Source organism: Staphylococcus ratti (assembly GCF_020883535.1).
Classification (GTDB): domain Bacteria; phylum Bacillota; class Bacilli; order Staphylococcales; family Staphylococcaceae; genus Staphylococcus; species Staphylococcus ratti.
In genome coordinates, this window is sequence record NZ_CP086654.1 from 2,196,815 (window position 1) to 2,217,997 (window position 21,183).

General features: G+C 37.4%; 20 protein-coding genes. 5 read left to right on the top strand and 15 right to left on the bottom strand.

Going from position 1 to position 21,183, the window contains the following annotated elements; translation table 11 throughout:
- Positions 1-8: 8 nt before the first annotated feature.
- On the top strand, positions 9-2,276 hold the full coding sequence (locus tag LN051_RS10750) for an ATP-binding cassette domain-containing protein (RefSeq protein ID WP_229292497.1): 2,268 nt from the start codon (positions 9-11) through the stop codon (positions 2,274-2,276).
- A 592-nt stretch (positions 2,277-2,868) separates the two neighbouring features.
- Here the strand turns inward: LN051_RS10750 and isaB are convergent.
- The gene (gene isaB / locus LN051_RS10755; RefSeq protein ID WP_229292498.1) at positions 2,869-3,375 is read right to left on the bottom strand and encodes an immunodominant staphylococcal antigen IsaB family protein; all 507 of its coding nucleotides are present in this window, start codon (positions 3,373-3,375) and stop codon (positions 2,869-2,871) included.
- A 225-nt stretch (positions 3,376-3,600) separates the two neighbouring features.
- Here isaB and LN051_RS10760 point away from each other — a divergent pair, with 225 nt between their 5' ends.
- On the top strand, positions 3,601-3,876 hold the full coding sequence (locus LN051_RS10760; RefSeq protein WP_229292499.1) for a hypothetical protein: 276 nt from the start codon (positions 3,601-3,603) through the stop codon (positions 3,874-3,876).
- Between the two features lie 476 nt (positions 3,877-4,352).
- Here LN051_RS10760 and LN051_RS10765 read toward each other — a convergent pair whose 3' ends face one another.
- The gene (locus tag LN051_RS10765) at positions 4,353-4,973 is read right to left on the bottom strand and encodes a TetR/AcrR family transcriptional regulator (RefSeq protein WP_229292500.1); all 621 of its coding nucleotides are present in this window, start codon (positions 4,971-4,973) and stop codon (positions 4,353-4,355) included.
- A 149-nt stretch (positions 4,974-5,122) separates the two neighbouring features.
- Between LN051_RS10765 and LN051_RS10770 the strand changes: the two genes are divergently transcribed.
- Positions 5,123-6,370 (top strand): YhgE/Pip domain-containing protein, encoded by a 1,248-nt coding sequence (locus LN051_RS10770; protein ID WP_229292501.1) that lies wholly within the window; start codon positions 5,123-5,125, stop codon positions 6,368-6,370.
- Between the two features lie 77 nt (positions 6,371-6,447).
- On the opposite strand, the gene LN051_RS10775 is transcribed toward LN051_RS10770, so the two are convergent.
- The 3 genes from LN051_RS10775 to LN051_RS10785 all read right to left on the bottom strand — a co-directional run bounded on the left by LN051_RS10775 (position 6,448) and on the right by LN051_RS10785 (position 9,776).
- Positions 6,448-7,449: a LysM peptidoglycan-binding domain-containing protein gene (locus LN051_RS10775; protein ID WP_229292502.1), complete on the bottom strand. Its 1,002-nt coding sequence runs from the start codon at positions 7,447-7,449 to the stop codon at positions 6,448-6,450.
- 271 nt (positions 7,450-7,720) lie between these two features.
- Complete coding sequence (locus LN051_RS10780; protein ID WP_229292503.1) at positions 7,721-8,872, bottom strand: bifunctional cystathionine gamma-lyase/homocysteine desulfhydrase; 1,152 nt, start codon at positions 8,870-8,872, stop codon at positions 7,721-7,723.
- Positions 8,865-9,776, bottom strand: coding sequence for a PLP-dependent cysteine synthase family protein (locus LN051_RS10785; protein WP_229292504.1), 912 nt, complete (start codon positions 9,774-9,776; stop codon positions 8,865-8,867). Before LN051_RS10785 ends, LN051_RS10780 begins: the two co-directional genes overlap by 8 nt.
- 141 nt (positions 9,777-9,917) lie before the next feature.
- Between LN051_RS10785 and LN051_RS10790 the strand changes: the two genes are divergently transcribed.
- Together LN051_RS10790 and LN051_RS10795 are read left to right on the top strand one after the other, a co-directional pair.
- Entirely contained in the window at positions 9,918-10,337 is a 420-nt protein-coding gene (locus LN051_RS10790) for a GNAT family N-acetyltransferase (RefSeq protein ID WP_229292505.1), read from the top strand.
- An 11-nt stretch (positions 10,338-10,348) separates the two neighbouring features.
- Positions 10,349-11,686 carry a carboxylesterase family protein gene (locus tag LN051_RS10795; protein WP_229292506.1) on the top strand — a complete coding sequence of 446 codons (1,338 nt, stop codon included), beginning with the start codon at positions 10,349-10,351 and terminating at the stop codon, positions 11,684-11,686.
- A 37-nt stretch (positions 11,687-11,723) separates the two neighbouring features.
- Here LN051_RS10795 and LN051_RS10800 read toward each other — a convergent pair whose 3' ends face one another.
- The 10 genes from LN051_RS10800 to LN051_RS10845 all read right to left on the bottom strand — a co-directional run bounded on the left by LN051_RS10800 (position 11,724) and on the right by LN051_RS10845 (position 21,176).
- Positions 11,724-13,052, bottom strand: a complete 1,329-nt coding sequence (locus tag LN051_RS10800) for a sodium-dependent transporter (RefSeq protein ID WP_229292507.1) — start codon at positions 13,050-13,052, stop codon at positions 11,724-11,726.
- Positions 13,053-13,262: 210 nt separating this feature from the next.
- Positions 13,263-14,069 (bottom strand): pyruvate, water dikinase regulatory protein, encoded by an 807-nt coding sequence (locus LN051_RS10805; protein WP_274704562.1) that lies wholly within the window; start codon positions 14,067-14,069, stop codon positions 13,263-13,265.
- 1 nt (position 14,070) lies between these two features.
- Positions 14,071-16,695, bottom strand: coding sequence for a pyruvate, phosphate dikinase (ppdK, locus tag LN051_RS10810; protein WP_229292508.1), 2,625 nt, complete (start codon positions 16,693-16,695; stop codon positions 14,071-14,073).
- A gap of 428 nt (positions 16,696-17,123) precedes the next feature.
- Positions 17,124-17,798, bottom strand: a complete 675-nt coding sequence (locus LN051_RS10815; protein WP_229292509.1) for a DUF5079 family protein — start codon at positions 17,796-17,798, stop codon at positions 17,124-17,126.
- Between the two features lie 2 nt (positions 17,799-17,800).
- Positions 17,801-18,478, bottom strand: coding sequence for a DUF5079 family protein (locus LN051_RS10820; RefSeq protein WP_274704563.1), 678 nt, complete (start codon positions 18,476-18,478; stop codon positions 17,801-17,803).
- Between the two features lie 18 nt (positions 18,479-18,496).
- Positions 18,497-19,081, bottom strand: a complete 585-nt coding sequence (locus tag LN051_RS10825; protein ID WP_229292511.1) for a DUF5080 family protein — start codon at positions 19,079-19,081, stop codon at positions 18,497-18,499.
- A 204-nt stretch (positions 19,082-19,285) separates the two neighbouring features.
- Positions 19,286-19,498 (bottom strand): hypothetical protein, encoded by a 213-nt coding sequence (locus LN051_RS10830; protein ID WP_229292512.1) that lies wholly within the window; start codon positions 19,496-19,498, stop codon positions 19,286-19,288.
- 28 nt (positions 19,499-19,526) lie between these two features.
- Entirely contained in the window at positions 19,527-20,015 is a 489-nt protein-coding gene (locus LN051_RS10835) for a DUF5085 family protein (RefSeq protein WP_229292513.1), read from the bottom strand.
- A gap of 19 nt (positions 20,016-20,034) precedes the next feature.
- Positions 20,035-20,490 carry a DUF5085 family protein gene (locus tag LN051_RS10840; RefSeq protein ID WP_229292514.1) on the bottom strand — a complete coding sequence of 152 codons (456 nt, stop codon included), beginning with the start codon at positions 20,488-20,490 and terminating at the stop codon, positions 20,035-20,037.
- Positions 20,490-21,176, bottom strand: coding sequence for a DUF5079 family protein (locus LN051_RS10845; RefSeq protein WP_229292515.1), 687 nt, complete (start codon positions 21,174-21,176; stop codon positions 20,490-20,492). The genes LN051_RS10840 and LN051_RS10845 overlap by 1 nt, the downstream gene beginning before the upstream one ends.
- Positions 21,177-21,183: the final 7 nt, after the last annotated feature.

Consider the following 21,183-nt stretch of genomic DNA (forward strand, 5'->3'; position numbering starts at 1 on the left):
TGAATGACATGACGCATATACGTATTCGTGGCGCACGCCAAAATAATTTAAAAAACTTAACCGTTTCAATTCCTAAACATCAATTAACTGTCGTGACAGGGCGTTCAGGGTCAGGTAAGTCTTCCCTCGTATTTAGCACTGTCGCTGCTGAATCTGAGCGACTGTTAAATGAAACATATTCGAGTTATATTCAACATCAACTGACACAATACGACAAACCTGACGTCGATCAAATTGAAAACTTACCCGTCGCGATGGTCATTAATCAAAAGCGTCTCGGAGGCAATTCGCGTTCCACAGTAGGAACCATTTCGGACATTTACGCTTCTGTACGTTTATTGTGGTCACGTATCGGCGAGCCTTTTGTCGGTTATTCTGATGTTTTCTCCTTTAATAATCCGAATGGTATGTGCGAAACATGCCAAGGGCTAGGTTACGTTGAAGATATCGATTTAAACGAACTGTTGGATTATGAAAAATCATTAAACGAAGGCGCTATTAATTTCCCTTCATTTAAACCGGACAGTTGGCGCGGTAAACGTTACCGCTATTCCGGCTTATTTGATAATGACAAAAAGCTTAAAGATTATACAGAAGATGAAATGCACACATTTTTATATACAGAACCTACAACACTTAAAAATCCGCCTTCAAATTGGCCGAGAACAGCAAAGTTTGAAGGATTGATTCATCGTTTTCGACGTTCCTTTTTAATTAACGATAATTTTGAGAAAAAACGATTTTTAAAAGATGTCCAACGTGTCGTAACGACACATCAATGTCCGACATGTAAAGGACAACGTTTAAATGCTAAAGTGCTTAGCTGTAAAATCAATGGGATGAATATCGCAGAATTTACCGCATTAACGATTGAAGAAACACTCCCTTTTCTTAAAGCAATCCGTAGTGAGAAAGCGGCGTTCATCATCAAACCCTTGCTCAAACAATTAGAAGCGTTAAACTATATTGGTTTAAATTATTTAACGTTAGGACGCGAAACGACGACGCTTTCAGGTGGGGAATCTCAACGTATCAAACTGATTCGTCATTTAAACAGTCCACTTACCGACTTAGTCTATATTATCGATGAACCTAGTGTGGGGTTACATCCTGAAGATATAGAGAAAATTAATCAAATTATGTTGAATATTCGCGACAAAGGGAATAGCGTCATTATCGTCGAACACGATCCAGATGTTATCAAAATCGCAGATCACATTATTGACATCGGACCTGGTGCTGGTAAAAATGGTGGAGAAGTTACATTCGAAGGGACCTACCCTGCACTGTTATCCTCATCAACAGACACGGGTAAAGCATTGACACGATGCCACCAACTCAAACCGAACGTCTCTTCTGATTACGACCATTGGTTCAAATTAGAAAATATTACACGCAACAATTTACACAACGTATCCGTTCAACTTCCAAAGCAAGCGCTATCCGTATTAACGGGCGTAGCAGGATCTGGGAAAAGTTCGCTTATTAAAGCAGGGTTTGAACACCGAAGAGATACTATTTTTATAGATCAAAAACCTGTGCATGCATCCCAACGTTCTAACTTACTAACATACATGGATGTGTTTGATGACGTCCGTACCTTTTTCAGCAAAGCAACAGGCCTAAAAAAGAGCATGTTTAGCTATAATTCAGAAGGCGCATGCCTAAACTGTAATGGTAAGGGTGTATTAAAAACCGAATTAGCATTTATGCCGGACTTTTCTCAAGTTTGTGAAGTTTGTGGCGGTACACGTTATAAACAAGAAGTTTTAGAAGCAAAAGTAGACGGAAATTCTATTGCAGATATATTGGCATTGACCGTGGAAGAAGCAATTGACCTATTCAAAAACGAAGAGACTATTCTCTCACGTTTAAAAGCTTTACAATCTACAGGGCTTTACTACATGACACTTGGCCAATCTTTAGATACCCTCTCAGGCGGAGAAATTCAACGTGTCAAACTTAGTCGTTACCTCACTGAAAAAGTGACGCAGAAGATTTTTGTTTTCGACGAACCTACAACAGGATTACATGAAGATGATATTCCTATTTTACAGGCACGTTTCGAACAATTGATTGCTGAAGGGAACACTGTCATACTTATCGAACACAACCTTACAATGATGACACAAGCCGATTGGATCGTAGACGTTGGTCCAGGCGCCGGAACGAAAGGTGGTCACATTCTGTACAGCGGCCCTCCTAATGCCCTTTTAGACGTCCCAGAATCAGTAACCGCTAAACATCTTGCACGTTACATCAAACCAACAGAATAAAACAGGGAGCGGGACAGAAATCTATTTGATTTCGTTGTCCCGCCCCCACAAGGCTGACTAGGGTTGAAATTAGTTTTTAAGCGAAATTTCAATCCAGACAGCTACTGTGACTTTTTAGCAGTTACCTTCTCATTATAGAAGCGGGACAGAAATCTATTTGATTTCGTTGTCCCGCCCCCACAAGGCTGACTAGGGTTGAAATTAGTTTTTAAGCGAAATTTCAATCCAGACAGCTACTGTGACTTTTTAGCAGTTACCTTCTCATTATAGAAGCGGGACAGAAATCTATTTGATTTCGTTGTCCCGCCCCCACAAGGCTGACTAGGGTTGAAATGAGCCTTAAGCGAATTTTCAATCCAGACAGCTACTGTGACTTTTTAGCAGTTACCTTCTCATTATAGAAGCGGGACAGAAATCTATTTGATTTCGTCGTCCCACCCCCACAAGGCTGACTAGGGTTGAAATGAGCCTTAAGCGAATTTTCAATCCAGACAGCTACTGTGACTTTTTAGCAGTTACCTTCTCATTATAGAAGCGGGACAGAAATCTATTTGATTTCGTTGTCCCGCCCCCATCTTTATAATTAAACAATTTATTTTGCTTTTATAACAATTGTGTTGCCTGGATAAAAAGCAACTTGTGTTGTTTTAGTATTGTAAATTTCGCCTTTTTTCACGTGCTTTTCAATTAACTTGGCACTATTTTTAATATGGTTAATACGTAACGTCAAATTGACAAGTTTACCCTTATGGTCAAACCCTACAATAATGCCATTTTTTTCATAAAATGTTAAGTCTTTTTCACCATAATATCTTTTAAAACCAGAACCTAAATTTTTAAAAACGTCTGCTTTTGTAACTTCTCCCACTTTTAAACCATTAAAAATGAAATGATCTGCTTTTAATCCTCGATAAAAGTTGTTGTCATCTAAAGCGTTGTTGTTCGGAATGTTAAATTGTCCGTTATACGTATAATAAGGTGTTTGGTGTGCTGTTGCTGCATGAGCATTGTCGAAACTTTGTCCTGAAGCGCCAGTAGCACCGACTAATAAACCAACAGATAATCCAGTCACTAATAATGTTTTTGTGATGTTTTTCATTTTCAAATACTCCTTATCGTTTTTATAATTTTAAATCATTATAAAAACATTCCCTTATTATTATGAACTCATTCTAACAAAAGCCTCTATCAATATCATCTATTTTTATCTCATAAATTAGACGTATGTGGGTATACTACTAGAGACGGAATTCCGTTAAAGATGACATTCTATATCGACATGTTATACTATTACAAAGACTACGTATTTATAAGGAGAATGATTATGGCTAAAAAAGACAACTCAACGTTAAGTGCAGTTTCATTTGTACTTTCAAGTGCGACAGTCGCAATTGACTCATACAACGCTTCTAACTTCCAAAACAAAAACAAGCAATTAAGCTACTTGTCATTAGGTATTGGCGTAGGCGATATGTTGCTTGACTTCTATCTCACATTCGGTGCTAAAAGTAAAATTGCAAAAGTATGGTCTTTAGTATCATTAGGACGTCAATTAAAAGCATCGTTCGAGCGTTATAAATCAATCAAAGCGACTTCATAAACGTTGTTTTATATTGTGTTGACCGCGCTACATGTTTAAAGTAAAACGCGCTTTCAACCTTAAAGGAGGGCGGGACTACGAAATCAAATCGATTTCTGTCCCGCTTCTGTATTGAGATGGTATCTTTCAAAAAGCACAGTTGCTGGCTGGATTGAATTTTCGCTTAATAGCTCATTTCAACCCTAGCCAGCCTTGTCGGGGCGGGACTACGAAATCAAATCGATTTCTGTCCCGCTTCTATATTGAGATGGTATCTTTCAAAAAGCACAGTTGCTGGCTGGATTGAATTTTCGCTTAATAGCTCATTTCAACCCTAGCCAGCCTTGTCGGGGCGGGACTACGAAATCAAATCGATTTCTGTCCCGCTTCTATATTGAGATGCTAACTTTTAATAAGCACAGTAGCTGTCTGAATTGAATTTTCGCTTAATAGCTCATTTCAACCCTAGCCAGCCTTGTCGGGGCGGGACAACGAAATCAAATAGATTTCTGTCCCGCTCCCTCTTGACTTTCGTTAAGTATATTTTGCCATGGACCTTGATACAACAATTGGAAAATATATTGTGCTTGCTCATCGACAGATGGACGCGCCTCATCTAAAATCCACGTTTTTATTACCGCAAACATACTTCCTACGATATACGCATGAAAATAGCGAAACGGAACACCATTAATGGTCTCTGCTTCTGGAAAAATACTCCTTAAATTTCCAGAAATGGTCTGTCCTATTTTTTGCTCCATTTCTCCATTACGATGTATATTGAGCAACACTTGGTACCGTACGATATCCGCTGATATAATTTCTAAAATACCTTTATACAGTGCCACTAAGTGCGCTTCTCGCTCTTCTTTTAATGTTGTCAAAATATTTTCTGCATAACTTTGGAAATTTTGTTGTAACCGTAATAAAACTTCATCTTCAATTTTATCCAACAAATCATATTTATCTAAGTAATGCTGATAAAATGTTGCCCTATTAATATCCGCTTCGTCTGCAATGTGTTGAATCGTTATTTGCTCAAATTCCTTTGTTTTTAATAATGTAATTAGCGCCGTTTTTATCGCTGCTTGTGTTTTTCGTACGCGACGATCTGCCATAATCAACCCTACTTTCCCAACATTCACATCAAATTTGTTGCTTAAGCAATAGATGTTTATACATTGCGTATTGTTTCTATTTTCTCTCTCTTTATAATAACATTATGACAATTAAACAACATACCGTTGTATAAAAGGAGTGATTCCAATTGAAAAATAAACGCATTTGGGTTGTACCCTTAATCACAACACTGATATTATTAATCTTTGCTACGGCATTTTATCCAGCTTATAATCCTAAACCTCATGATATTCCTATGGCAATAGTCAACTTAGATAAAGGGACAGAAGTCCAAGGTAAAAAGATCGAAATCGGAAAACAAATTGAACAAAAAATGATGGAAAATGATCAAAGCACTTTGGATTGGCATAAAGTTAGCAGTGAAGCTGAAGCAATAAAACAAGTGAAAAATGGCACGTACGCCGGTGCGATCGTCATTGATAAACACTTTAGTGCGCATGCATTAAGTCCTGCTCAGTCCATTATTATGAAAGACAAGCAACAAGAAATGGCTACAAAAGTAGCATCTGGAGAAATACCGCCTCAAATGGCGGCACAATTACAACAACAAGCACCGAAAATACCACAAATCGAGAAAGCAACAATGGCAACCTATTATGACGAAGGCGGACAAGGTCAATTAGGACGCGTAGTACAACAAGCGCTCACCCAAATGACAGAACGTATTAATGCGACTGTCAGCAAACAAAATAGTAACGCCTTAGCACAGAACAAAGTATCTATTCCTTCCCAACAACTCGATGCGATCGCGCATCCGGTAGAAGCACAATCAACTGCTTATCATCCTATTAAATCAAACCAAGCAAATGGTAATGCCAGCATGGTTCTGTTTATGCCTGTTTGGCTCGCATCTATGATCACAGCAGTCGTACTTTACTTTAACTATAAAAAGAACAAAACGTCAGCGCATCCAAAGCCACGTCTACTGTTCGCTGGCTTGACTTTGCTTATTGATTTCGCCGCAAGTACACTAGGCGCTTTTGCCTATGTTTATTTCTTGCATGGTGTGCTGAATTTCAATTTCCCAAATCCTTTGGCAACTGCGTTATTTATTAGTTTAGCTGTTGCTGGTTTTTCCTTACTTGTCCTAGGCATCATGGTTTGGGTAGGCATCATCGCTGCACCGCTCTTTTTATTGTTCGTGTTCTTTTCAATGCAAGCTGTGATGTTGCCATTTGCAATGGTTCCAAAATTTTATCAACAGTATATTTTGCCTTGGAACCCATTTAAGCACTACACGTCTGAAATTACACGCCTTATTTATCTTAACCATGGATTCACGTTAAACGCCAACACATGGATGTTTATCGCATTTATCCTTTTTGGCATCATTTCTATTACGAGTGCCTATTATTTTAAAAAATTCAAATCATAAATAAAAAAACGGTAATGCCCCAAAAAGAACTAACTTTGTTCTCAGCCGAGGTATTACCGTTTTTATATGTGAACTGATTAATGAATATATTTGAATTGCGCTACGCTGTATGCAGGAATTGTACGATATGTGAGTACACCTGGGCTTGCGCTGTAGTTCATTTCTGAAACTAAAATACTGCCGTCAGGATTAATGCGTTCTACGTAAGCTACGTGACCGTAGTAACCCATATCTGTTTGTAAAATTGAACCTACAGCTGGACGGTTGTTGATTGTATAACCATCACGTGTCGCATTGTCATCCCAAGCATTCGCATTCCACCAATATGTGCTAATCCCTTTTCCAGATGCTAAACGTTTGTTGAAAACGTGCCATGTACATTGACCCCAATCGTAAAGATTAGAATGGTTGAACACTGGAGAATAGTATCCAGAAGGTGCTGGTGTGACAGGCGTTGAAGCTGATCCTGCATTCCCACTCACTTTTAATGTTTGTCCAGGGAAAATCAAAAATGATGTTAACCCGTTTAAGTTCATAATATTTTGGTATGTTGTACCAAAACGTGCAGCGATTGCAGATAATGAATCACCTGCTTGAACGGTATACGTTGTTGCCGTTCTAGGCGTTGATGGTCTCGATGGAGACGGTGTTGGTGTTGACGGTCTTGCTGGCGCTGTCCCACGGACTTTGAGCGTTTGGCCAGGATAAATGACTGTGCTCGTTAACCCATTTAAATTCATAATGTTTTGATATGTTGTCCCATATCGTGATGCAATTAAAGATAAAGTGTCCCCGCTACGTACTGTATACGTAGCACTCGTTGTTGTTGTGTTTGTTGTTCTCGTTGTATTAGATGACGTTCTGTCACCTGAAACTTTTAATACTTGATTTGGAAAAATAAGATTTGAATCCAAACCGTTGTAAGACTTCAGTTGAGCGATAGAAATGTTAAATTTGTTCGCAATTGACCATAATGAATCGCCTGCTTGAACACGGTACGTTGCAGCTTCTGCATCATGTGCAGCTACAGCTGTTATAGCTGATGTCCCAATCACTGCTGCGATTAATTTTTTACGCACGCGCTTCCCCTCCTAAATAATGTAATAAGTCATACTTTTAGTGATATACACATTTATTATACACAGAGTGAGAAGAAAAACATATGTCCGTTATATAACATTCTTATTACAAATATATCTACCTAATTTACATTTAAAATGAATATTGCCACTCTGGATTATATTCTAAAAGGGTTTAACAGCATCTTCTTAATTGTAAATTGAGAGAAAAATGTTACAAACAAAAACTATTGATTTCATCGCCCTGCCCCTAACTTGCTCTTAACCTTGTTTATTTTGACAGCGTAGCATTCAGTGCGTTTTCTAAATCATTTACTAAATCTTCTGTGTCTTCAATGCCTAATGAAAGACGTACGAGACCATCCGCAATGCCTTCTTTTGCACGGACATCAGCGGGAATCGATGCATGCGTCATTAAACTAGGCACTGAGATTAAACTTTCGACTGCACCTAAACTTTCAGCCAATGTAAAATATTGCGTTTGAGTCACTAATTTTTTAGCAGTTTCTGCATCTTGAACTTCAAATGATACTACCCCTGGCATACCTTCTGATTGACGACGATGAACATCGGCATTTAAATGATCTTCCAAGCTTGGGTGATAAACTTTCACGACAGCTTTATGTTGTTTCAACATTTCTACAATTGCTAAAGTGTTACGTTCGATTTGGTCAAGACGCAGTCCTAAAGTTTTTATACCTCGAACGAGTAAGTAACTATCTTGAGGCCCTAAAATGCCTCCTGTCGCATTTTGAATAAAGCCTACCCGTTCTGCGAGTTTCTCATCTTGAACTACAACAAGACCTGCTACTACATCACTATGCCCACCTAAATATTTCGTCGCAGAATGCACTACAATATCTGCACCAAGTGTTAATGGTGTTTGATAGTAAGGCGTCATAAACGTATTATCTACTACTGTGAGTAATCCGTGTTGTTTTGCGAGTTGGCTAACAGCTTGAATATCCGTGACACGTAACAATGGATTAGAAGGTGTTTCGATAAATACCATTTTGGTGTTTTCTTGAATATGTGCTTCTATATTTTCAATACGCGTCGTATTCACAAAATCAAATGTTATGCCATATCGATTGAACACTTTTGTCATAACACGATACGTACCGCCATACACGTCAGAACCTACAATAATGTGATCTCCTTGGTTCAACAACATGATTACTGCACTCATCGCAGCCATTCCTGAACCAAAAGCAAACCCATGTGTGCCATGCTCAAGTGAAGCAATGACTGATTCTAGCGACGTTCGTGTAGGGTTGGCCGAACGTGAATATTCATATCCTTGACGCAATGCACCAATCTCATCTTGTTCGTAAGTACTTGTTTGATAAATAGGTGTCGTTACTGCACCAGTATATGGATCTGTTGTTTGCCCACCATGGATTAATAACGTTTTTTTATTCATCTTTTATTCCCCCATACGTAAAAATATTTTTAGACATGTAACGGTCGCTTCCATCCGGAAACACGACAACTATTTTTCCTTTTTTCAATCGTTTAGCTGTTTGCAAGGCTCCTTCCAGTGCTGCACCTGAGGAACTGCCGACTAACAATCCTTCATAACGCGCGAGTGCTTTTACATGGTGAAACGCACGTTCATCTGTTACAACTTCTACAGCATCTACCCATTTTCGTTTCAAAAATGGTGGCCATACTTCAACACCAATACCTTCAGTATCATGTTTCCCCGGTGCTTGACCACTTAAAATAGAGCCTGTCGGTTCCACGACAACACATCGTATTCCTAAAGGCTTAAAACGTTCTGCCACTCCAGAAAATGTGCCACCAGAACCTGCACCCGCCACGAAACAATCAATATCTGATATATCTTGGAGAATTTCAGTAGCCAATGTATGTTGATAAGCTTTTGGGTTTTCTTGTGTCTCAAATTGATTTGTATAGAAGGCACGATGTTCTTCAGCATAGGCTTGTGCTTTAAGACGTGCGCCTTTCATCCCTTCAGCTTTAGGTGTGCGATAAATTGTTGCACCTAAGGCACGCATGATTTCCATTTTTTCTTCTGAAAATCCTTCTGGTGCAAAAATGACACAGTTCATATGGTAAGGTTTTGCCGCAATCGCCAGTCCTATCCCTGTGTTTCCGGCTGTCGCTTCTACGATCGTTCCACCTACATTCACATCCCCTTTAGCTAGCGCTTGCTCGATTAAATGTTTTCCTAAACGGTCTTTAATACTCCCGCCCGGATTAAACATTTCTAACTTCGCATAAATTTGCACATCTTCTGTACTATAATGTTCTAATTGTACGAGAGGTGTGTGCCCTATTAAATCCAATTGTTTTAAAACCATACCATCCCTCTTTAATCCTTAGTTTTCAAATAAGAGTTATATTATATATAGCGATTTAATTCAATCATCTCATTACTTTCTCACTATTCTGATAATAAATAACAACAAAATACGTTATACTAAATAAAAGGAGCGAAACATATGCGTATTCAGTTAAAAACAGATATTCTTGATACGGACATCACAGCACTTACTCAATTATATAAATCAGTAGGTTGGAACGGACATACCCCAGAAAAAATAGCGTGCATCTATCATAAGAGCACGCATATCGTATTCGTTTATGAAGAAAATTGGCTCGTCGGTTGTGGTCGCGCGTTATCAGATGGTGCCTTTAATGCAGCAATTTATGATGTTGTTGTCCGCCCTTCACATCAACATAAAGGTATCGGCCAACGTATCGTTCATCAACTGGTCTCATCCATTGGCCAAGTTTCCTGTATCCATTTAATTAGCACACTTGGCAATAAATCTTTTTATGAGCGTTGTGGTTTTAAAAAGCTCAAAACTGGGATGGGTATTTATTACAAGCCAGAGCTTAAAGCTCAATATTTAGAATAGAGGTGACGCCATTGACATATGTACATACTGAGCTAGGTACAATTAGCGGTGTGCGCTATCCACATTATGAAGTGTTTAAAGGCATTCCTTACGCTAAAGCGCCAATAGGTGATTTACGCTTTAAAGCTGCTCAACCCTATCACGGTACTTTAGACGGCTTTCAAGCATTAGAATTTGGCCCTGTACCGATTCAACCGCCGAATTCATTGGAAGCTTTTTTCAATGTTTCTCCCCAACACTACAAGCAAGATGAAGCATGTTTAACATTAAATGTATGGCGCCCGAAACAAACATCACCTAACGATTGCCTCCCTGTCGTCGTGTACTTTTACGGCGGCAGTTTTGTGAATGGCCATAGTGCTCAAGATCTTTATCATCCCCATCATCTCGTCTCACAAGAAAAGGTAATTGTCGTGACATTTAACTATCGACTGGGCGCACTTGGTTTTCTTGATTGGGCTTCAATCAATGACAGTTGGGATAATAACTTAGGACTTTCCGATCAAATTTGCGCACTCCAATGGGTGCATCAACATATTTCAGATTTTGGTGGGGATCCTCAGTTCATCACGGCTATGGGACAGTCTGCCGGCGCAATGAGCATTCAAGCTTTATTGCTTCATAAGACTGCTCACGCTATGATCCATCGTGCTGTCTTATTGAGCGGTCCTTTACAGTGGATGTCCTCTCGTGAAGGGAAACGAAAAGCACAAGAATTTGAAACGCTTAAAACACAATACTTTCCGAACCCCCCTTGGCATCAACTGACTTCAAATCATATTTTAACTCTGATGGCCCACCAACAAATGAAATATGGCAAAACGAAAGGGCTTGAATTTTTATATGCTCCTATTCAAACCGCTTCGTTTCATCACACTTTTGAACATTTAAGACTGCCGGTACTCATCGGACAAACAAAATCAGAGGGCGATATTTATATAAAATCAGAACGTCATACCTTATCCCCTCAACAATTTCAAAAAGTGCTACGCCGCCAAAATTTAGACGTCCCTCCAACGCATCAAATACAAACAGCACAGCAACAACGCGATTGGATTACAAAATATTATTTCCACCAGCCTATCCAACGATTGACCCAACAGTTAGCACAAGTCACCGCCACATGGACGGCTACCTTTGCTTGGTCACGGCCTAGTCACCCTAACTATGCGACAAGTTACCATATTTTAGATGTGCCATTTTGGTTAGGGCACCTTGATATCTTAACCGCTCATGGACTGTCACTTACTCATCATGAGTATCAACTCAGCCACCAAATGATACATGACTTATGTTATTTTGCAGCTACAGGTACGTGTTCGTGGCAAAAGACTAAAATATACAAATAAACCCATGCGCGCTTGAGTGCCGCATGGGTTTGTTGGGTTATATCAATTGTAATATGAATACGATTAAGATCACGAAAGGTAAGACATACCTCACTAAAGCGTACCATGGATAAATAAGTTTGAAGCGGTCAGGTCCAAAGCCTTCTTTGAGAGACTTTAGATCAATGACATAGCCTACAACTAACGTCGTTGCCAATGCGCCTAGAGGCATTAATAAATTCGACACTAAAAAGTCCATATTGTCAAAAATCGTACCTGCACCAAATTTTACATGGCTCAACGTCCCAAAAGATAACATTGCTGGGATACTGATTACGAAAACAGCCACACTAAACATAAATGCTACCTTACAGCGTTTCCGATTATCATTGCGTGTAAAATTAGATACATTTAACTCAAGTAACGAAATAGAAGAGGTAAGCGCTGCAAATAAAAATAAAATTAAAAAGACAATATAGAAAAACGCACCCCATTGCATACTTTCAAATACAAGCGGTAATACTTTAAAAAGTAATCCCGGTCCTTCTTCCGGTTTGTAACCAAACGTTTGCAAGGCTGGAAAAATCGCTAAGCCCGCAAGCACTGAAATCACAATATTCATGATTACTATTGTTAAAGCTGATGTTTTAATCGTCATTGCTTTAGGTGCATAACTTGCGTACGTAATCATCCCTGTCGTTCCTAATGAAAGCGCAAAAAAGGATTGCCCTAAAGCGAATAACATCGATTCCATCGTAATGTCTTCAACACGCGGTTGTAATAAATAACGTACGCCTTCCATCGCACCATCTAATGAAAGTGCTTTAATGACAATAACCAGTAAAAAAATGAACAATAATGGCATCATCAATTTTGACGCTTTTTCTAAACCTTTCTCGACACCTAGCATCACAATGATACACGTCAGTCCAATAAATATAAATTGCCCAAGTAATGTATACACCGGATTACTAATAATCGTTTCAAATTGAATATCATGGAGGCTTGTTGGAAGAATATGAAGTAGCTGTAATAATACAATACCAATATAAATAATAATCCATCCACCAATGACACTATAAAAACCAAACAATACAAATACAGCTAAATTTCCGTTCCATCCGATAATATTGAGCCATTTTTTTCCTGTTAATTTACCGTAGATTTCTGTCGTATAGGTACGTCCCAGTTTCCCTACTGTAAATTCCATTACTAATAATGGCAATCCTACTAAAACAGTAAAAATAAGAAACATCAATAAAAATGCGCCGCCACCATACATTCCTGCCATGTATGGAAACTTCCACATTGCCCCAAGGCCAATCGCAGAACCCGCGCTAGCAAGTATAAATCCCGTCGACGACTTCCACTGTGACTGTTTAGACACTGAATAACCTCCCTTTCACTTTAAAGCGGTAAAGTTTTTTAGACGAATTGTTGAAAATATACCATAATATTATGCAATTAGCAATCATTCTTAAAAAATTTAAGTTCTGTTACAACGTATGTTGATGCACCACTCTTCTTAGTCTTTAAAGCTCAACCCATTAAAAACAACGTCCTAAGCGTGGAGGCACTTAGAACGTTGTCTTGTAGGTTATTGTAGAAATTTTTCAATATAAAAAGCAGACTCTTCAATTGAACGATATTCGGTATTGATTACCGTTGCATTCAACCTTTTAAAAACTTCTTCCGCATAAGCGAGTTCTTTTTTTATACGTTCGAGATCATTATAATTTGCTTTACCAGTCATGCCTAATACTTTTACGCGTTCTGTGCGAATATTCATGATGTATTGAGGACTCGCCGTTAAACCAAATACTTTCAAATTTTGATGTTTAAATACATCTTCCGGTATGCCTACTTCCGGAACGAGAGGAAGATTGGCAATTTTATATCCTTTATTGGCTAAGTACATGCTGAGCGGTGTTTTGGAGGTACGAGATACCCCCACAATCAGCGCGTCCGCTTCTCCGATGTCCGTAAAATGTTTCCCGTCATCGTACTTCACGGAATATTCAATCGCCTCGATACGTTTAAAATAATCATCATCGAGTTTGCGAATACGACCTGTTTCTTTCGCAGGGTCTAACCCTGTTTTGTTTTCGATTAATGCCATGAGGGGAGACATATAATCGACATAAGGAATACCATGCGCTTTCGAATAGTCTTGGCCTGCCGCATTGTATTCTTCAGTGACAAGCGTCGTAACGACGATAGCGCCTTTTGTCTTTGCTAGCTTTAACACATTAAGCAAATCTTCTTCATTTTTAATAAACGAAAACTTTTTCACTTCAATGTCTCTTAAATCCGGAAACTGACTAATCACTGCATGTATCATACGCTGTGCCGTCTCGCCGATTGAATCCGACACGACAAAAATTGTAAGCTGATGTTGTGTCACATTATCGCCCGCTTTCAACAACACTTTGCGCCGTCGCTAAAATAGCTCCTGGAACGCGGAAAGGTGAACATGAAACATAATCAATATTCATACCATTAAAATGATGAATAGATTTAGGGTCACCGCCAAGCTCACCACAAACTCCAATTTTAATAGCTGGTTTGGCTCGTTTAGCTTGATCTACCGCAGTTTGAATCATTGCGCCAACACCGTGGACATCAAGTGTTTGGAATGGATCTACTTCCAAAATGCCATTTGCAATGTAGTCATTAATGAACTTACCTGCATCATCTCTGGAGAAACCGTACGTGAGCTGTGTTAAGTCATTCGTACCGAAGCTAAAGAAATCACATTCTTTCGCAAGTGCACCTGCAACCATACAAGCACGTGGTGTTTCAATCATTGTTCCTATTAAATAGTTCAGTTTATGACCTGACTGTTGCTCAATATTATCGATACATTGAACAATTTGCGTTTTTAATGTTGTAAATTCCTCTACTGTCGATACGAGCGGAATCATAATTTCAGGTTGGCAATGAATCCCTTCTTCTTTAAGACGTACGACACTCTTCATAATCGCTTCCGCCTGCATAACATAAAGTTCTGGGTACGTGATTGCTAAACGGCAGCCTCGATGACCTAACATAGGATTCGTTTCATGCAGTTCTGCAATACGTTTGTTTAACTTTGCTTCTGAAATACCAAGTTGCTGTGCCACATGAGTAACTTCTTCACCTGCTTTAGGTAAAAATTCATGTAGTGGCGGATCTAATAAACGGACAATCGTTGGACGATCTCCTGACAAGCGGAAAATTTGTTCAAAATCTTCTGTTTGATATTCACGAATTTGGTTTAATGCTTGAATACGTGTTGCTTCATCAGAAGATAAAATGAAGCGACGCATTTCAACAAGACGCTCCGCACCGAAGAACATATGCTCCGTACGTACGAGACCGATACCTTTCGCATTAAATTGATAGCCTGCTTCAATGTCCACTGTCGTTTCAGCATTCATGCGCACATTCAAACGCGCAATGCTTTCAGCCCATTGCATAAATTGTTCAAATTCCTCGCTATGCTCTGCACTTGTCGTTTCTACTTCTCCCGCATAGATATCACCGTTCGCTCCATCTACTGAAACCTTATCTCCTTCATGTAAAGTACCACCTGGATACGTAATAATTTTATCAGTCGTATTAATTTCCAAGTCAGAACAACCTGTCACACAACATTTACCCATACCGCGAGCGACAACAGCTGCATGCGAAGTCATCCCACCATGTGTCGTTACAATCGCTTCACTCGCAATCATACCTTCGATATCTTCTGGAGACGTTTCCGGACGCATTAAAACGACTTTCTCACCTTGTTCAGCTCGTACCTTCGCTTCTTCAGCCGTAAACACAATGTGACCTACCGCAGCACCCGGACTCGCAGGCAACCCTGCTTGAGAAACCACTTCAGCATGTGCCAATGCATGTGCTTCAAAAGTTGAGTGTAGTAACGTATCGATTGATTTTACGTCAACTTTCGTCATCGCGTCTTCTTTAGAAATCACACCTTCTTCGACAAGATCTACCGCAATTTTCATTGCTGCTTTTGCAGTACGTTTACCATTTCGTGTTTGTAAAATATACAACTTCTCATTTTCTATGGTAAATTCAATATCTTGCATATCTTTATAATGCGCTTCTAATTGTTCCGAAACCTCTACAAATTCTTGATGTACGTGAGGCATTTGATCTTTTAACGTTTGGATGTCTTTTGGTGTACGAATGCCAGCAACAACATCTTCACCTTGTGCATTCAGTAAATATTCACCAAATAATTTCGCCTCTCCTGTAACTGGATTACGTGTAAATGCGACACCAGTACCACTTTGATCGCCACTATTACCGAATACCATTTCTTGAACATTCACGGCCGTCCCAATATCATGTGGAATGTCGTTCAAATCACGATATACACGAGCACGATCGTTGTCCCAAGATTTAAATACCGCTTCAATCGCTTCAGAAAGTTGATCTAGAGGTGCTTGAGGGAATGGTTTATACACTTCTTCTAAATAAACCTCTTTGTACTTTTCACAAATGGCTTTTAAGCCTTCTGCTGGAATATCTGCATCAGTCTCATAACCATGTTCTTTTTTATAGCCGTCAAAATATGTATGAAAGGCATGCATAGGAATGTTATATACAACTTCCCCAAACATTTGAAGTAAACGACGATAACAATCGTAAGAAAAACGTGCATCGTTCGTCTTATGCGCTAATTTTTCAACATTTTCATCATTTAATCCCAAGTTTAAAATCGTATCCATCATACCTGGCATCGAAATTTTCGCTCCACTTCGAACAGAGACCAACAACAAATTTTGATCATCAGAAAAAGCTTTATTGGTGCGTTTTGAAAAAGCCGCTAATTGTTCTTTCAATTGCGTCATTACCGCTTCTGGAAGTGTTTCACCTTGTTTTAAGTATTCAATACATGCTTCTGTCGTAATTGTAAAACCATCTGGAACAGGTAACCCCAGACGCTTCATCTCTGACAAATTGGCCCCTTTACCACCAAGCAAATCCTTCATGTCTTTTTGACCTTCATCAAAAGCATAAATGTATTTTGTCATACTGATTCACCTCAAAATTTTTAATATGTCATACTAATAAATATGAGTATGTCACATTATTTTTGAAAAGGCAACGAAAAATACATAAATCATAAAAAAATTAAGAAAGAACGACACCAAATTGTTCATTTTATAGCAACAAGACTTTTTAATTTAAGAAGTTTTATAAATTAAAATGAGAAATTTATTAAAGTTATACTGAACACCCTAAAAAAACATGTTTTGGTAACATATGATTCATAAACATCGTTGGAGAACAGTAAACATATTAGAAATTGAAAAAGTCACCTTCCAACAAATACATTTGAAAATAAAAATAATGGAGATTGAAACAATCCATTGTTTCAACCTCCATTATTTTTATTAACGCGTTGCTCCATATATTTATAGTTATGCATTCGTGCAGCAGCTTTCTAACATTAGTACTCTCATTCCAATGGTTCTTTGGCCGAATCCTTATTCTCAAACTTTGTCGGGCCATTACGTAATTCGTCCGTAAAGAGTGCATAATTAAGAAAAGATCTTAACAAAAGAGCGTCTATGCAAATAATAACTATAACAAGCCCCCAAATAAACAAATTCTCATCTCCAGCTCTTGGCGCCGTAAAATTAAGATAAATCAAGATACCAAAGCTTCCCAGTTTTAATAAAATAGCTATCATATTTAGCCATCTTTTAGCGCTTTTTACTGCGATATGGAACTCATTAAGTGAAAAGATGATTAAACCTAAAAGCGACATGAAAATGGCAACCTGCATTTCTAGCCAATAGCTTAATACATCCCAATACAAATACGCATTTCCTATCACATATCCTGCTGAGAGTGCCACCACTTGTATATACCCTACAAATACATTCACTATTAAATACCTTAACGCTGATAGTTCATCAACTTTTATATTATTAAAACTATCTTGTTTCATAATAACTAAGCACGAAACAAACCATATCGCCAATACAATGTAAATAATTATTGGCACTTCTGCCCACGCTTTCGTTACTATAAGTGCTAATGTGTTACAAAAAATAGTAATAATCATCAAAAGTATTATAAATGGTTTCATATAAGACTTTTTTAAATTTGTAATATACGTTTCTAACATGATTACTCCACCAACTCATCTTCATTTGAAGCTTCAATGTCTGGCACTTTGAGTTCACCACTAAGTGTTCTTACATATAATGCGTAATTAAAGAAAGATCTTACTAATAGGCCGTCTATTCCAATAATAAATAGAGCAGATAACCAAATAAACATATTCTCATCGCCAGCTCTTGGCGCTGTGAAATTAAGATAAATTAAGACTCCAAAGCTTCCTAGCTTTAATAAAACGGCTATCATATTCAACCATCTTTTAGCGCTTTTTACCGCAATATGGAACTCATTAAGTGAAAATATCACTAAACCCAACAATGACATGAAAATAGCGACCTGCATTTCTAGCCAATAACTTATTACATTCCAATGCATATATGCATTCCCTATTACGTATCCTGCTGAGATTGCCACCAATTGTATATATCCTACAAACACATTAACTACTAAATATCTTAATGCTGAAGATTTATCAACTTTTATATTATTAAAACTATCTTGTTTCATAATAACTAAGCATGAAACAAACCATATTGCCAGTACAATGTAAATAATGATAGGTACTTCTGCCCATGCTTGCGTTGCTATAAGTCCTAAACCATTTAAAAAAATAATAAATATCATTAAAAATATTACGAATGGCTTCAGATACGACTTTTTTAAATTTGTAATATACGTTTCTAGCATATATACCACACTGCTTTCTTACATAGTGATAGTATTTATAAAAATATAGATAGTTACTACAAGAGGTACTATCGTCTTAAATAGAAATACACCATACTTTATTTTTCGATATACATCTAAAATCAACCAAATGATAATGATAATAAGTCCTATAAATACAAAAAGTGGATTCATCGAAGTTAAATCTTCTTGAAGTTCAGGGTGCATGTGAATATGTGTTAAACCCATTAATAAGATAGCGATAATAAAATAGTATATCGCTCGAATTCGTGCTGTACGTAAATCTAATTCTTGAGTTTCTAATTGTTCTTCATCTGGATTATTGTCTTTTTCAACCATATATTTTAATAAACTTGGTTTTATCCAAAATGTTTTAATTGCGAAATACATATACACAAATGACCCAAAGTAAGTAAACATAAGATAATTATGCAAATCGTTTAACTCTAGATACCCACCTATAAAATAAAAAATGATGAATGCAACGATAATTCCTAAATCAATAATTAAACTTAATAAAGGTAACCCGTCAACTTTAAAATAACTCGTAGTGAAAACGGCATAAAAAACAACAAATAAACCAATCAATACAATATATATCATAATATTTCTCCTGAATTATATTTATCACGTTATAGTTTCATTTCAAAAATTAGAGTAGGACAGAAATCAATTAGATTTCATCGTCCCACCCCAAAGGATGGCTAGTATTGAAAAACATGAAAATTTCCTTTCAATTTGGACTACTTATATGCTTTTTCAATTTCTCGTATGTAGTAAACGGCTAGCCATTCCTATGTCTAAGTATTACATCATTCGTAAAGTCATATAAAGGGTAAGCGCTACTACAACAATAGCTACGATAATTGAGATTTTTAACAATTTGGCACCTTTTTCAGGATCGTACGCTTTATATTTAATACTACAAATAATACTTCCAATCGCAAAAAGTGGCGTAATTACTGTAAGTACAATAAATACCCATGCCCAAGTTTTTAAAGCATTACCGTTTTTTTCCATTATTTTTTCTCCTTATCTGTTGTTATTCTTATGGTGCATCATCACCAAATATGATGTTACCTTTTGATAGCGCATCATCGATTAACGATTCATTTTCGTATACTTTGGCTTTTACATCTATCCATGCATAAGTGCCTTTATAATTTGTTTTTAGCGTATGATAATATGGAGAGACAAACGTGAGATTATTTTCTTTAGCAAAAGTATTCATTTCTTCTAATAAGGCGATTTCATCTTCAATAAAATTATCCGAAGTAATTCTTCCATGTAATAGTTGATTTAACATAAAATAACTACGAAACCCTAGTTCTCCATCGGATTTAAAGCCTCTAGTAACTGGCATAAAGATATAGATATTCATACGCTTTTCTGCATCCACGTGTGTTACCGAATAAGTTAAATCCCCTGCTGGTTCAGCTTCTCTATCTATACAACATTTAAGAAAATCCTGAAACAAAGCTTCTAAATCATTAACCGATACGTCCACATAGGTTTTATACGCTACATTCTTTAACATTATTGAACTATAACTTGTTTTATTCATCGTCCAAGTCCTCTATTGATGCAATTTCTGCATGAATTTCAAATACTTTACCTCCTGGATAATCAATCATGACATGATAGTATGGTTGATTCACAAGATGAAAACCATGTTCTTCAGAAAAGAATTCAATTTTCTTATAAACAAAATCAAATTCCTCTTCTTCAAAACAACGTTCTGAAATCGTAGGTGCAACTTCAAGCATATCTACATATTCAATATTGAATTCAGGTATATCATTAATCGGTTGGTTCAATGCAAGATATGCTGTGTACTGAATTTCACCCAAACCTACCGTCTCTCTTTTAAAAATAATCGGTCCTGTTGGATAAACATCCTCATCCATAAAGAATGCATTTACAGTATCTAACCCTTCTAACCAATCGCCGTCTTCATCCATTTCAAAGGTGATTTTTGCGCAATGTGGCATTACTAGCATTCCTACATCCATTACGCTTCACCTTTTTCCAACTCATCTTCATTTGAAGCTTCAATGTCTGGCGCTTTGAGTTCACCACTAAGTGTTCTTACATATAATGCATAATTAAAGAAAGATCTTACTAGTAGAGCGTCTATGCAAATAATAAGTATAACAAGCGTCCAAATAAACAAATTCTCATCACCAGCTCTTGGTAACGTGAAATTAAGATAAATCAAGATACCAAAACTACCCAACTTTAATAAAATAGCTATCATATTTAGCCATCTTTTAGCGCTTTTTACTGCGATATGGAACTCATTAAGCGAAAAGATGATTAAACCTAAAAGTGACATGAAAATGGCAACCTGCATTTCTAGCCAATGGCTTAATACGTTCCAATGCGTATGCGCACTCCATATCACATATCCTGCTGAGAGTGCCACCACTTGTATATACCCTACAAATACATTGACTACTAAATATCTTAACGCTGAAGGTTCATCAACTTTTATATTATTAAAACTGTCTTGTTTTATAATAACTAAGCATGAAACAAACCATATTGCCAGTACAATGTAAATAATGATAGGTACTTTTGCCCACGCTTGTGTTCCCATGAGGGCCAATCCATTTAAAGAAATAATATAAATCATTAAAAATATTACGAACGGTTTCATATAAGACTTTTTTAAATTTGTAATATACGTTTCTAACATTATTGCA

Bases quoted from the DNA above. Each gene is read 5' to 3' on its own strand.
- LN051_RS10785 (WP_229292504.1), bottom strand. From the start codon at position 9,776: ATGGTTTTAAAACAATTGGATTTAATAGGGCACACACCTCTCGTACAA.
- LN051_RS10765 (WP_229292500.1), bottom strand. From the start codon at position 4,973: ATGGCAGATCGTCGCGTACGAAAAACACAAGCAGCGATAAAAACGGCG.
- LN051_RS10790 (WP_229292505.1), top strand. From the start codon at position 9,918: ATGCGTATTCAGTTAAAAACAGATATTCTTGATACGGACATCACAGCA.
- LN051_RS10835 (WP_229292513.1), bottom strand. From the start codon at position 20,015: ATGTTAAAGAATGTAGCGTATAAAACCTATGTGGACGTATCGGTTAAT.
- LN051_RS10760 (WP_229292499.1), top strand. From the start codon at position 3,601: ATGGCTAAAAAAGACAACTCAACGTTAAGTGCAGTTTCATTTGTACTT.
- LN051_RS10825 (WP_229292511.1), bottom strand. From the start codon at position 19,081: ATGATATATATTGTATTGATTGGTTTATTTGTTGTTTTTTATGCCGTT.
- LN051_RS10780 (WP_229292503.1), bottom strand. From the start codon at position 8,872: ATGAATAAAAAAACGTTATTAATCCATGGTGGGCAAACAACAGATCCA.
- LN051_RS10820 (WP_274704563.1), bottom strand. From the start codon at position 18,478: ATGCTAGAAACGTATATTACAAATTTAAAAAAGTCGTATCTGAAGCCA.
- isaB (WP_229292498.1), bottom strand. From the start codon at position 3,375: ATGAAAAACATCACAAAAACATTATTAGTGACTGGATTATCTGTTGGT.
- LN051_RS10840 (WP_229292514.1), bottom strand. From the start codon at position 20,490: ATGGATGTAGGAATGCTAGTAATGCCACATTGCGCAAAAATCACCTTT.
- ppdK (WP_229292508.1), bottom strand. From the start codon at position 16,695: ATGACAAAATACATTTATGCTTTTGATGAAGGTCAAAAAGACATGAAG.
- LN051_RS10750 (WP_229292497.1), top strand. From the start codon at position 9: ATGACGCATATACGTATTCGTGGCGCACGCCAAAATAATTTAAAAAAC.
- LN051_RS10830 (WP_229292512.1), bottom strand. From the start codon at position 19,498: ATGGAAAAAAACGGTAATGCTTTAAAAACTTGGGCATGGGTATTTATT.
- LN051_RS10845 (WP_229292515.1), bottom strand. From the start codon at position 21,176: ATGTTAGAAACGTATATTACAAATTTAAAAAAGTCTTATATGAAACCG.
- LN051_RS10815 (WP_229292509.1), bottom strand. From the start codon at position 17,798: ATGTTAGAAACGTATATTACAAATTTAAAAAAGTCTTATATGAAACCA.